General features: G+C 56.0%; 11 protein-coding genes. All 11 read right to left on the bottom strand.

The genetic code is table 11. The features are described 5' to 3' along the window. Positions 1-23: 23 nt before the first annotated feature. On the bottom strand, positions 24-1,310 hold the full coding sequence (locus DL346_RS07190) for a methionine gamma-lyase family protein (RefSeq protein WP_420849521.1): 1,287 nt from the start codon (positions 1,308-1,310) through the stop codon (positions 24-26). A gap of 217 nt (positions 1,311-1,527) precedes the next feature. Further along, a complete protein-coding gene (gene hflX / locus DL346_RS07185) occupies positions 1,528-2,820 on the bottom strand; it encodes a GTPase HflX (RefSeq protein ID WP_112881329.1) in 1,293 nt (430 codons plus the stop codon). 33 nt (positions 2,821-2,853) lie between these two features. Then, the gene (locus DL346_RS07180; RefSeq protein ID WP_112881831.1) at positions 2,854-3,831 is read right to left on the bottom strand and encodes an AAA family ATPase; all 978 of its coding nucleotides are present in this window, start codon (positions 3,829-3,831) and stop codon (positions 2,854-2,856) included. 105 nt (positions 3,832-3,936) lie between these two features. Then, a complete protein-coding gene (locus DL346_RS07175) occupies positions 3,937-4,617 on the bottom strand; it encodes a YdcF family protein (protein ID WP_112881328.1) in 681 nt (226 codons plus the stop codon). Next, positions 4,614-5,168, bottom strand: a complete 555-nt coding sequence (locus DL346_RS07170) for a ribonuclease FAU-1 family protein (RefSeq protein ID WP_090985338.1) — start codon at positions 5,166-5,168, stop codon at positions 4,614-4,616. The genes DL346_RS07175 and DL346_RS07170 overlap by 4 nt, the downstream gene beginning before the upstream one ends. Before the next feature lie 233 nt (positions 5,169-5,401). Beyond that, positions 5,402-6,097, bottom strand: coding sequence for a peptidylprolyl isomerase (locus tag DL346_RS07165; RefSeq protein ID WP_112881327.1), 696 nt, complete (start codon positions 6,095-6,097; stop codon positions 5,402-5,404). Between the two features lie 47 nt (positions 6,098-6,144). Further along, positions 6,145-8,727: a PBP1A family penicillin-binding protein gene (locus tag DL346_RS07160; RefSeq protein ID WP_112881326.1), complete on the bottom strand. Its 2,583-nt coding sequence runs from the start codon at positions 8,725-8,727 to the stop codon at positions 6,145-6,147. Between the two features lie 217 nt (positions 8,728-8,944). After that, on the bottom strand, positions 8,945-9,184 hold the full coding sequence (gene hfq, locus DL346_RS07155) for an RNA chaperone Hfq (protein ID WP_112881325.1): 240 nt from the start codon (positions 9,182-9,184) through the stop codon (positions 8,945-8,947). Next, positions 9,181-10,194 (bottom strand): tRNA (adenosine(37)-N6)-dimethylallyltransferase MiaA, encoded by a 1,014-nt coding sequence (gene miaA, locus DL346_RS07150; protein WP_112881324.1) that lies wholly within the window; start codon positions 10,192-10,194, stop codon positions 9,181-9,183. The genes hfq and miaA overlap by 4 nt, the downstream gene beginning before the upstream one ends. Beyond that, the gene (locus DL346_RS07145) at positions 10,191-10,961 is read right to left on the bottom strand and encodes a class I SAM-dependent methyltransferase (RefSeq protein ID WP_240633058.1); all 771 of its coding nucleotides are present in this window, start codon (positions 10,959-10,961) and stop codon (positions 10,191-10,193) included. Before DL346_RS07145 ends, miaA begins: the two co-directional genes overlap by 4 nt. Next, positions 10,958-13,195 carry a DNA mismatch repair endonuclease MutL gene (mutL, locus tag DL346_RS07140; RefSeq protein ID WP_112881323.1) on the bottom strand — a complete coding sequence of 746 codons (2,238 nt, stop codon included), beginning with the start codon at positions 13,193-13,195 and terminating at the stop codon, positions 10,958-10,960. The genes DL346_RS07145 and mutL overlap by 4 nt, the downstream gene beginning before the upstream one ends. Positions 13,196-13,199 lie beyond the last annotated feature (4 nt).

The following is a 13,199-nucleotide window of genomic DNA, read 5'->3' as shown; positions in this document are numbered from 1 at the left end:
TGTACCTCCATGCCAAAAACGTGTCAAGGTGTGTAAGGTTTAATTACAACCAACTCGCGCTCAGCAAGTACCGTTAAAGCATTCAGAACCCCGTATTTGACATGCGCATACGTCAATCCGCCTTGCATGTAAGCGATATAAGGCTCGCGGATCGGGGCGTCCGCGGAAAGCTCCAAGCTGCCCCCTTGCATAAAGGTCCCGGCAGCCATAATGACGGGATGCTCATAGCCCGGCATGTCCCATGGCTCGGGCACGACATGCGCATCCACCGCCGATGCCCGCTGCACGCCCTGCACGAAAGCGATCAGCTGCTCCGCTTTCTCGAAACGGATCGCTTGAATCAAGTCCGTCCGCGGCGCATCATAACGAGGATTGCTTTCGAAGCCAATCAGCTCGAACATCGCCGCGCCGAACACGCTGCCCTTAAGCGCTTGTCCGACCAAATGCGGCGCCAAAAACAAGCCCTGATACATCGAGCGCAGCGTTCCAAGCGTCGCACCGACCTCGCCGCCGATGCCGGGAGCCGTCAGCCTGTATGCCGTCAACTCCACCGCTTCTTTCGTACCTGCCACGTAACCTCCCGTTGGCGCCAGCCCTCCGCCAGGGTTCTTGATCAGCGATCCTGCCATCAGGTCAACGCCGACCTCCGTCGGTTCCAGCTCCTCCGTGAATTCGCCGTAGCAGTTGTCCACGAACACGTACGCGTCCGGCTTCATCGCCTTTACTTGCTTGACCATTTCCCCAATCTCGGCAACGGTGTAGGAAGCGCGCCAGTCGTAGCCTCGCGAGCGTTGGATGCCGATCACTTTGGTCCGCTCCGTGATGCGCGCCGCAACGGTCTCCCAATCGATGGCCCCGTCCGCCAGCGGTGCAACCTCGCCGTAGCCGATGCCGAAATCCTGCAGGGAGCCTTTTCCGTCGCCGGGTTTGCCGATTACCTTATGCAGCGTGTCGTACGGTCTGCCCGTTATGTAGAGCAGCTCGTCCCCAGGACGAAGCAGCCCAAATAAGGCGCAGCTGATCGTATGGGTGCCGGATACGAAATGCGGCCTGACGAGCGCCGCTTCCGCCCCCATGACGTCGGCATACACCAAATCGAGCACCTCGCGACCCCGATCGTTATAGCCGTAACCGGTGGACCCGTTAAAATGATAATCGCTCACGCGATGCTTCTGAAACGCATCGATCACTTTCCACTGATTGCGTTCGCTGATGCCATCGATGGAACGAAAAACAGGGGCGGCCTGCAGCTCCGCTGCCTCCGCCCACTTCGTTAATTCCAGCCATTTTTCACTCTCTTGCTGTTTCACTTTCTTCTGTCTCTCCTCATGGGTTGCATTTAGAATTGCGTATGTTGCATCTGCTGCGCGTGCGAATCATGATTCCGATCGCTGTTGTTATCGGATTTCTTTTGAATTTCAAATGCCAGATGGCAGTTGAAATCCGATAACAAAGGCGACCACTCCGTTTCTCCACCATGATCGCTCGCTCCGCTCCTGCCAACGCAATTCTGGTGTTTTATAGCAGTCAAGCTTGCTCTACGTACTCGGCAAGCTTATGCCCGTGCACTTCGTAGTCCTGCTTGTTCAGCTCGACCGTCAGCTTAATTACATCACCGTCGACCGCTTGCTCGAGCACTTCGCCGGTCCGGTATGCAAGCGCGATCAAATCGCCCCGCTCCGCCGGCAGCAGGAAGGTACGCGTGTCGCCGGAAAGCTTATCTTGGATCGCTTGACTCAAACGCTGCAAATCCTCTTTATTATAGGCGCTGATGACGAGCGTATCCGAGCCGCCTGTCGGCAGCAGCAGCTTTTGCTCAGCCGAACAAACATCGATTTTATTATAAATCGTAAGCTGCGACTTGCCGGCAGCGCCGAGATCGCTCAAAATGCCTTCAACGACCGAAATTTGCTCGTCTCGCATGACGGAGGAGCTGTCAACGACATGAAGCACCAGATCGGCTTCGTTGACTTCTTCCAGCGTTGCCCGAAATGCGGCGACTAAGTCATGCGGCAAGTTTTGGATGAAGCCGACCGTATCCGTCAGGACGACCTCTTTGCCGCTTGGAAGTTCCAAATTGCGCGAGGTTGGGTCCAGCGTCGCGAACAGCTGATTCTCGACATAGACATCCGCTTGCGTCAGCTCGCGCAGCAGCGTCGATTTACCCGCATTCGTATAGCCGACGAGCGCGACCTGCTGTACGCCCGATTTCCGTCTGCGCTCACGATGAAGCGTCCGGTGGCGGACCACCTCATCCAACAAGCTCTTCAAATCCGATATCCGGTTGCGGATATGCCGTCGGTCGGTTTCAAGCTTCGATTCCCCCGGCCCCCGGGTCCCGATCCCGCCGCCTAGACGCGACAGGTTCTTGCCGTGCCCGGACAAGCGCGGCAGCAAGTAGCTGAGCTGGGCAAGCTCAACTTGAATGATGCCCTCGCGCGTCTTCGCCCGTTGCGCGAAGATATCCAGAATGAGCTGCGTGCGATCGATGATTTTCAGATCCAGCGCTTCCTCCAGGTTTCGCACTTGAGCGCCGGAAAGCTCCTGATCGAAGATCGCCGTCGTTGCGCCAAGCTCATCCGACAATGCTTTCAGTTCTTCTACCTTCCCTTTGCCGATGAACCACTTCGTATCGACGCTTTCTTTATTTTGGGTAACGGTCGTGAGCACTTCTACGCCGGCTGTCTCTGCCAGGCTGACCAGCTCCTGGAGCGAATGCTCCGGGTCGCCGGGACCGCGCTTAATATCAGGAGTCACCAGGCTGACAAGAATCGCCCTGTCCTGAACATCCGTATCGGTTTCATAGGTTGATTGCCGCATTGGGTACAATCGTCACTCCTTCGTCATGGCCTGTTACTTCTCCCATTTCAAATCTTCCGGCCTCACCGCCATCAGTTCCTGCTTCCCCGGCGATGCGGAAGGGTATTGGTTCAACAGCCGCACGGCCTGATGCCGGAACGCCTTCTCGATGACGTTGCGCACGTAGCGCGCGTTGCTGAACGCAAACATCGTCATCGTCTTCTCCTGCATGAGGTGCTGGCGCAGTTTAAAGATCGACTGAGGCATCAGCGTATAATCGCGTTCTTTGGCCATCAGCTCGGCGATTTGGATCAGCTGGTCGATCGAATAGTCCGGAAAATCGATTTGGATCGGAAACCGGGACGGCAGCCCGGGGTTGGTCAGCAAAAAATGCTCGATTTCAAGCGGATACCCGGCCAAAATAAGCACGAATTGATTCCGGTAGTCCTCCATCGCCTTGACCAGCGTATCGATCGCTTCTTTGCCGAAATCCTTCTCTCCGCCGCGGGCAAGGCTGTACGCTTCGTCCACAAAGAGAACGCCGCCGAGCGCCTTGCGGACCAAATCGCGCGTCTTTTGGGCGGTATGTCCGATATATTCGCCGACGAGATCGGCCCTCTCTACTTCGATCATATGCCCCTTTGAAAGCACGCCCATCTTGTTAAACAGCTTGGCAACGATTCTGGCGATCGTCGTTTTGCCCGTTCCCGGGTTCCCCGTAAAAATCATATGGTAGACATGCGAGCCTCCCGAGAGCCCCGCATCCGAACGCATCCGGCTGATTTGCAGCAGCGCGTAGATTTCATAAATGAGCAGCTTTACGTTCTCGAGGCCAACCATTTGCTCGAGCTCGCGCCCTATTTCCAGATACGGATCATTCGGCGGCAACGGCCTTGCTACCGGTACCGATTCGCTTTCCAGTGCTTGCGCCGAGCTGCTTGCGGACGCATAAGACTCGCTGCTGCGCAGCACCACGTTGATCTGCCGCGAAGGTCTGCCGCTCCCTCCTGTCGATACGACTCGTTCGTCCATCTGCTTCATCACCTATCCTTCGCTGAATCATCGGCATCAGCTGCACGTATAATCCATTGTATTCTAGTGATTTCAGCCATATTAACAGTTTTCAAAGGCATCCGGTTAGAACGAATTCGGCAATTTCAACCCCATATGGAGCAGCAGCTCATCCAGTTTCCATTTCGTAAAGGCAAGCACTTCCCGGGTTTGGTTCTTCGCGACGGACAACACCTGCGATTTCAACCCAAGCGCCTGCGTATCCGCCGGATACTTCAAATATTCCGCGATATCCGCCGCCCGCGGAGCATGATAGTCATGCGTGACCAGGAGCACGTTCTTCCAGCCTCGTTTTATCGCCATCGGCCGGCTAAACAGCAGGTTCTCATAAGTGCTCCGGGAATCCTTTTCCAGCACAAGCCGATCGGCCGGCATGCCTCTCTCCACCAAATAATTGCGCATGCCTTCGGCTTCGGAGATTGTAGACCCATTATGATCATGTCCGCCTGACAAAATAAAATACTTCACGTTGCCTTGCTTGTACAATCGGAGCCCGAAGTCGAGCCGCTCACGGAGCCCGGGACTTGGCTCATTGGACCAAAGCGCAGCGCCCAGTATGATCGCCGCATCTGCTTTCGGAATCGGCTCAGGCATTCTGTAGCTGTTGATCGACCACAACAAATATGCGCACCAAAATGCGCCGAAAGCCGCGACCCAAGCGCAGATCCGCAGCAAGAGGATGAGTGTGCCGAATCGTCTGCGGACGCTGCGCTTTTTAGGCCGTTTGGTTATGATGGCTTGCTTCATGATTCGCTAAGCTCTCCATTCTGGGCAAGCGCCTTGCGATGCTTCAAGCTAAGCGTAAAATAGCGGAAACGCCCATTTCGGATGGTCGACAACAGCCGTCCCGCCGTCTTGCGCGCGAGGGCGGCATCCTTATTCGTTACCGTCCCCTGGCTTACCGCTTCTTCCAGTTCATCCTCATCCAGCAAAAACACTTCCCCGCTCGGCAGCACGACAACATCGAGATACAGATCATCGAACCAAGGCACCTGCTGGTCCGTCAGCCCTTGCGTCTTGCAAATATCGATATACCATTGAACGACCCGGTTCTTGTCATCGAACATCGTCGTCACGACAAAATGCTCGCCGCGCGGAAAATGCTGCATCCACAAATATCCGCGGTCAGCCAGGCATAATTTCCGCCCGTTGTATTCTTTCCAAAGCGGTTCGCGCAATTCGTGAATGCGGTAAAACGTCACGAGTCCTTTGAACTCGTCAGCGTCCATCGCGAGGCACGTATAGCTTCTACGCAGGATGCGGCGCCAATTGGCTCGGTCAGAAAATTTTCGTTTCATACGGAACGACCTTTCCGTTAGGATCGCGCCATAAAATTAGGCGCGGAACGCGTCCAACTGCATGTATTGCCCTCATTCAACCGGGCTAGCAGCAGGGTAGATTTCCCTCATTAAAAAAAGCTTACCACAACTTACCGTCCATCTCCAGCGAAGGGGGAAAATAAACCAAGCCCCGCCTTGTCCCCTGCGAAAAAAAGGAGAGCAGCGTCGGCTGCTCTCCCGTTCGGACAATCTTATTTCTCGGAAATGCTGATCGATTCGATCGTCACGTCCTCCAGCGGCTTGCTATCCGTAGGCTCTCCGTTGCCCGGTCCTACCGGCGTGCTGGCGATGGCCGTTACGACATCCATCCCACTCGATACCTTTCCGAAAATCGTGTAGTTCGGCTGCTGGTTGAGGAAGTCCGCGCCCGCGCCGGTACAGATGAAGAACTGGCTGCCTCCGCTGCCGGGTCTGCCTGTGTTCGCCATCGCGATGATGCCGGCCTCGAACTTGTGCCCGTTGTTGAACTCATCCGGAATGGTGTAGCCCGGTCCGCCCGTCCCGTTGCCCAGCGGGTCGCCGCCTTGAATCATGAAATCTTTTATGATCCGGTGAAACTTGATTCCGTCATAAAACTTCTCTTTCGACAGAAAGACGAAGCTGTTCACTGTTTGAGGCGCATCCTTTGCGAACAGGTCGACCGTAAACTCGCCTTTATTCGTCTTGAACACGGCGCTGTACGTTTTCTCTTTGTCGATGGACATCGCCGGCATTTCCGGCCACGATTTCGGCTCGTTCTCGTCAGCGGCGCCTCCGGATGAATTGTCGACCGTTTCCGTCGGCGTGCCTTGGTTCTCTTGACCCGCGTTGTTTAGTTTAGTTCCGCATCCAGCCGTGACAATCAACATGGCCGAGAGGATGAATACTAGCGCAGTTCGGTTCAACATCTTGTGATAGTCCTCCAAATGTGAATGTTCGTGTGTTTATGCCGCGGTTACGGCGATGCGGGCGCGTTCCCAGCGCCTGCATCGCCGCCGTTAGTCGGCTGGCCGTCAGCCGGAACGGATCCGTCGTCCGGCGTCGTGCCGGTATCGCCCGTACCTCCGTTACCTGTTCCGTTACCGGTGCCATTGCCGGTTCCGTTACCGCTGCCGTTGCCCGTACCGGGCTCTGCCGGCTGTCCGCCGTTATCCGGCGTTTCGCCGTTGCCAGGCGTTCCTTCATCCGGCGGCGTCGTGCCGTCACCAGGGGGCACCTCCGTTCCGTCTTCAGGAACCGTATTTCCTTCGTCAGGCGGGATGACTTCACCCGGCTCCTCAGTTTCCGGCGGCGTAATTTCCGCTGCCGGGATCTCGACGGTCAATTGGTCGGATGGCGTGCCCTCCATCTCTTTCCTCGGATCGTAAGCCGTGACGTAATACGTATAGGTCATGCCCGGCGAGACGCTCATGTCGTCAACGTCCACCGCTTCCAGCGAATCGAGCAGCTTCGAGAAGGCGGCCTCGGATGCTTCTTTCCGGTAAACGCGATACTGGATGCCTTCGCCTTCAATCGGGTTCCACGACAGCTTCACCATCGCGGACGCCTCGTCATAGATCGCGTTAAAGTTTGTGATGCCAACCGGCGGTTTCTCTTCTTGCACGTTTGCCGGCTTGGTAAAGCTGCCCTTCTTCACGCCTTTGATCGCGTCGCGCATGACCTTGCCGAACATGGCTGCGGACTGCGAGCTGCTCTTCTTGATCATATGGTTCTTATCCGTAATATCATAGCCCATCCAGACGACTGCCGTCCACTCGGGCGTATAGCCGGCAAACCAAGCATCGCGGTTATAACCGGTGCGAAGGCCTGGAATGCCGTGCTGCGTCGTACCCGTCTTGCCCGCAACCGGACGGTCGATACGGGCGCCGACGCCTGTTCCGCCCTTCTCCGTTACGGCTTGCATCATATCCGTCATGTAGTAAGCCGTTTCCGGACTCATCAGCTGTTCGGCCGAAGGAGCGCTATAATCGTAAACCGCTTCGCCGGTTTTGTCGATGATCCGCAGCAAGGAGTGCGGATCTACCGATTTGCCATCGTTGGCGAAGGCGCTATAGGCTCTAGCCATATCGAATACCGTAACGCCGTTCGTTAAGCCGCCAAGGCCGATCGCCAGGTTGCGGTCCTTCTTGCTGTCGAGCTCGAAGCCCATTTTTTCCGCAAATTTCATGCCGGTCCTGACGCCGATTTCGTTCAGCAGCCATACCGCGGAGGCGTTTCGGGATTCTTTGATCGATTGCCGCATGCTGACGGGACCGATATATTTGACCTTATTGGAATCAGTAGGGCAGTATGAACCGTAGCATGTTTTCACGTCCTGCAAAACCGACCATGGATACCAATCGCCGCTTTCGACGGCAGGGCCATATACCGTTATCGGCTTAAAGGCGGATCCCGGCTGGCGCGGCTGCTTGGTGACTCGATTGAGCCCTTTGTTTACATAGTCGCGGCCGCCAACCATCGCTTGAATTTCGCCATTGCGATGATCCACGATGATCATCGCGCCTTGTACCTTCTGCTCGTCTACGCTTTTCTCGAAATTATCGTCATCATCAAATTCCCGCTCCATCACGGATTGCGCCTGCGTGTTCAGCGTCGTATAGATCTTGTAGCCGCCGATGCGCAGCTCCTCCTCCGTCATGCCGCTAACCTTCTCTGCCTCATCAACGACATAATCAATGAAGGCGAGATACGAATCGTTCGAGGTTTTCGGATGGTCGACCGGCACGTATTTCGCGGCCTTAGCCTCATCCATTTCAGCTTGCGTAATATAGCCTTGCTCAAACATGAGCTGCAATACAACCTTCCGCCGCTCAAGCGAGTTTTCCGGGTTGTTGATCGGGTTGTAGTTGCCCGGCGCCTTCGGGATGGCCGCAAGCGTCGCCATTTGCCACAGCTTCAAATCTTTAAGCTCCGTGTTGAAATAATACTTGGACGCAGCCTTAATCCCATACACGCCCTTGCCGAAGTAAATCCGGTTCAGGTACATCGTAATGATTTCGTCCTTCGTCTTCTTGTGCTCCAGGGCTACGGCGATGGATGCTTCCGTCGCTTTGCGGAAAAACGTTTTGTCCTCCGTCAGAAACAAGTTCTTCGCGAGCTGCTGCGTAATGGTACTGCCGCCTTCGACCGCGCTGCGGGCAATGATATCTTTCACGAGCGCGCGGCCGATGGACCACAGGTCGATCCCGGAATGCTCTTCGAAGCGCCTGTCTTCCGTTGCGATGACGGCCTGCCTCATCAGCTCGGGTATTTCGGCGAACTCAACGTTCTCGCGGTTTCCGCCGGCTTGCGAAAGCTTCGTAACTTCCTTGCCCTTCGCGTCGTAGATCGTCGAAGCCTCCGGCAAAATGAATTTATCCTGGTTTTCTGCAAGAATGCGCTCACCGTTCAATATAATTAACAAATACCCGATAATGCCACAAACGATGGCTACCGCGCCGGCAAAAAACAGCCAAACCCCAAGTTTGCGCTTATTTACCTTCTTCTTGCCTTTCATCTCCGGTTTCTTGCTCTTCGTGCTGCGTGGTCCGTCTGCCATAAGCTTAGGTCCCCTCCAGTCCTAGATGTTTCTCTCTCTATTTATACCCTATATGTGTAAACGGCAACAGGAGGAATGAAACAACTTGCCGGATCGCTCGATTCCTTCCCAAACAAAAAAGAACAACCCCGCACGTCGCAAGGGTTGCTCTGTCGTGCCGCTATCCACTTAAACGTTGCATGCTATGAAAAGGTTTCAAAGCATGCGCTCCGATCGTTTACGCTTCGGTCTCTTGAACCTGCATGAGCGAAACATTGCGCTGCGGGGTAAAGGTCGAGATTGCATGCTTGTACACCATTTGTTGGCGGCCTTCGCTGTCAATGACGATCGTGAAGTTGTCGAATGCTTTGATGACACCGCGAATTTGGAAGCCGTTCGTCAAATAAACGGTTACCGGCACGCAGTCTTTGCGGAGTTGATTCAGAAATGTATCCTGAATGTTGATTGATTTGTTCATTGCGCGTTACCCCCATCGTCAAAAGGTTGGTTAAAAGTATATTCAAGATCCATCCTAAACTTTCCTGCTATTATACCATGGATTGCTTGCAAATTCTCCTGAAAATTTTCATCGGCGTCAATCCAATGAATATCGCTCATATGCCGGAACCAGGACAGCTGCCGTTTTGCGAACCTCCTTGTGTCCCGCTTGAGCATTTCCACCGCTTCTTCGAGCGTGAGATGTCCCTCCAGGTAAAGAACGATTTCCTTATAGCCGAGGCCATGCATCGAAACGGCGTTAGCAGGGACGCCTTCGGCGAGCAGCCTCTTGACTTCGTCAACCAGCCCTTCCTGCATCATGATATCGACCCGCTCGTTGATCCGTGCATACAGCTTGGCGCGGTCCATCGCGAGGCCAATAATACAGACTTCGAAAGGCGACGTCTTTTTCTGACCCTCCAGCTGCTGGCTGACGGTCGTTCCCGTCAGGTGGTGCACCTCCAGCGCGCGGATGACCCTGCGCTGGTCGTTCGGATGCAGGCGCTCTGCCGCGGCCGGATCGACCTCGCGCAGCCGCTCGTGAAGCGCTTCGGCGCCATGCTCGAGCGCGAAGAGCCGCTGTTCCTCCCGGTAGGCGTCATCCGATCCGACCTCGGCAAAGTCATAGCCATAGGCGACGGATTCGACGTAGAGGCCAGTTCCTCCGACGATGAAAGGCAGTTTGCCGCGGCTTGCGATTTCAGGAATCAACACTGCGCATCGTTCCTGAAATTCAGCTACGGAGAATGCGTGGGTCGGCGCGCAAATGTCAATCAGATGATGCGGAATCCCTTCCCGCTCTTCAGGCTTGATTTTGGCGGTGCCGATGTCCATGCCTTTATACACTTGAATGGAATCGCCGGAGATGATCTCGGCGTTCCAGGCTTTTGCAATTTCCAAACTCAGTTTGGTTTTCCCGACAGCTGTCGGGCCGATGAGCGCAAGCAGCTTCGGTTTGGCGTTGTCTGTCTTCGTCGTAGCCGGGCTCATGTGGGCTGAATCACTCCGTAAGCAATTTTGTTGATATGCCGGCGCTCAAAGCCGAGACGCTGGAATTCTTCGCTGTCCTTATGCTCCTTGAGCACCACCATTTTGCGGGCGACCCGGACAGCTTGGCGGACCGACTCTTCGGTCAGCGCGGCATTGTTGGCAAGGCCTCTTAAAGGCTGCAGGGCGGATGAATCGTGCATCGGCTTGCGGAACATCGGATCGAAATAAACGATGTCGGCGCTCTTGTCCGGCAGACGGCTCAAGTATTCGAGATGGTTCATGTTGCGCATTTCAATGCGGCGGAACGCTTCATTGACGTCCTCATGCTCCGTCTCGTACGTCTTGAGCCCTTCGCGGACGACTGTATACAGCATTTGCTCGCTTTCAAGAGCGGTTACTTGTCCTTGCGGACCTACCCCATAGGCGAAAACAATGGCATCGGAACCGAGCCCCGCCGTGCAATCGATGACGCGGTCGCCAGGCTGGCATCCCGTAAGCGCGATCAACGGGTCTGCTTCGCCCTTCCGCATCCTTTTTACGCGCACGTAAGCCATGCTGGGATGAAAATACAACGGCTCCTCCGAATCCTCATAATAGCGCAGTCCCCTGTCGTCTGCAACAAGGAGCCGGTTGTCGCCATACTTCGCTTTGAGCAGGCTGAGCGAATCCTGTTTGCGGGGGACGAATCGCCCACCCAGCTCCTCGGCCAGGCCGATTGCATACGCAGTTTGTTCCTGCGTCGGCTTTTGCGGCGTCGTTATGATCAAGACATCACCCGCTTGAACATTTTCTCGAGCTGATAGGTCGTCATATGAACGACGATCGGCCTGCCGTGAGGGCATGTATACGGCTGTACGCATGCGGCCAGCCGCCGAAGAAGTCCTTCGCCTTCTTCACGGGTCAACCTATCGTTGGCTTTAATCGACGCTTTGCAGGAGCACATGATCGCCGACTTTTCCCTCATTTTGCCGACATCTACGGCGCCGCGCTCGTTAATGAGCCATTCCGCCATCTCTTCGATGACGTTATGCTCCTCGCCTTCAGGCAGCCATTCGGGATAGGCACGAACAAGAAACGTATGCGCGCCGAACGGCTCCAGCTCCACGCCGGCTTCCTTCAAAAAGTGCAGCTTGCCCTTCAGTGCCGCCGCTTCGGCCTGCGTAAATTCCATGGTCAGCGGAACGAGCAGCTGTTGGCTGGCCTGCTCCGGCCTGCTGAATTTCTCATAATAATACTCGTAGTTAATCCGCTCATGCGCTGCATGCTGGTCGATAAGGAAAAGTCCTTCTTCATTTTGAGCAATGATATAGGTGCCGTGCAGCTGGCCGATCCAGTAGAGCTCCGGAAACGCGGGCTCGTTAGATGCTGGGGCATCGCATGCAGCGGACAAGCCTTGAATGCGGCTCGCTGCTGCTTCTTCCGAAATCGCGCTTGATGCCGCGGATTGCGCTTCGAGTTCGTTTGAAGCGAAGCCCGGATCCGGCGAAGTCCCCCCGGAGGCGCTGCTTAGCGAAATGCCGGATGCTGCACGATCAGCGGTCGCGAACGGATTCGCGGACGCCGTCTCGCGGGCTGCCGCGCCTTCCATCCGAGCGCCAGGCGGCGCATATAGACGCTCCGCAGCATCCCTCGGAACCGCGGGAGCGGTACGCTGGCCGCCTGCCTGCCAATCCGGCGCATAGCCGTACTGCCCGGCAGGACGGGCACTTCCCGTCCCGCCGCCGCTTCCCGCAAGTGAGGAACGGCCTGAAACAGGGGCTGAAGGCGCCTTCCAGTTGTCAGGAGACTGCCGCTGCGCGGTGTTGCCGGCTGTGCCGCCCGTGATGGCCTCTTCGGCAATTTGAAGCGCGGCAGCAATCTCCGATACCGAGACCTGCTGTCCTCCCTGCGCGGACGAAGGTGCCAAAGGAGCACCCTTCGGGAACGAATCCTCGGGCTGATGGAACGAAATCCGATCCTGCACATAGACCGGCTTCGACCGTTCGGCCGGCGCGGCAGGTCCCGGAATATGCCGCTGTTTGCCAAGCGCGCGCTTGACCGCTTCCTCGATAAACTCGCGAAGCTCGGCCTCCTTGCTGAAGCGCACCTCCATTTTAGACGGATGCACGTTCACGTCCAGCAGACTCGGATGCATGCCCAGCTCCAGTACGATCAGCGGAAACCGGTTGATCGGCAGGAGCGTATGGTAGGCCTGCATGATCGCTTGGTTAATGATAAAGCTCTTGATATATCTGCCATTCACGACGATCGTGATGCCATTCCGGTTCGACCTGGTCTGTTCGGGCTTGGAAATATAGCCGCGCAGCTCATAGTCCGGATGCTCGCCGGACACCGGCAGCATCGCTTTCGCGGTTGCCGACCCGTAGATCGCCGCAAAGGCTTGCAGCCGGTCGCCGCTCCCTAACGTCCTCAGCAGCAGGCCGCCGTTATGCTTAAGCGTAAAGGCGATGCCCGGATGCGCCAGCGCGAGGCGGTTGACGTAGTCCGCGATATGACCGATCTCCGTTTGGATCGTCTTCATATATTTAAGCCTGGCAGGCGTGTTGTAAAACAGCTCGCGCACGCTAATGTCCGTTCCCTGAGGCGCGTTCGTCTCTTCGCTCAAAGTAATGGTGCCGCCTTCGATGACGAGCCTTCGGCCAAGGCCGGTTTTCTCGGGTGAAGAGACGCATTCCACTTTGGCTACCGCAGCGATACTCGGAAGCGCCTCGCCGCGGAAGCCGAGGCTCGCAATGCGGAACAAGTCTTTGCTCGACGATATCTTGCTCGTCGCATGGCGGTAGAACGCCGTCTCGATATCGTCGCCTTCGATGCCGGAGCCGTTGTCCGTTACTCGAACCAGCGTAAGCCCGCCTTCCTCGATGACGATATCGATGGCCGTGCTGCCCGCGTCAACCGCGTTCTCCACAAGCTCCTTCACGACCGATGATGGGCGCTCCACCACTTCGCCCGCTGCGATTTGGTTGGCCAGCTGCTCGTCCAAAATGCGGATTTTGCTCATTGCG

The sequence above is a fragment of the Paenibacillus montanisoli genome, assembly GCF_003268025.1.
In the GTDB taxonomy this organism is placed as follows: domain Bacteria; phylum Bacillota; class Bacilli; order Paenibacillales; family Paenibacillaceae; genus Paenibacillus_Z; species Paenibacillus_Z montanisoli.
Note: the sequence above shows the minus strand (reverse complement) of the source record. Positions and strands in the feature narration are given on the sequence as shown.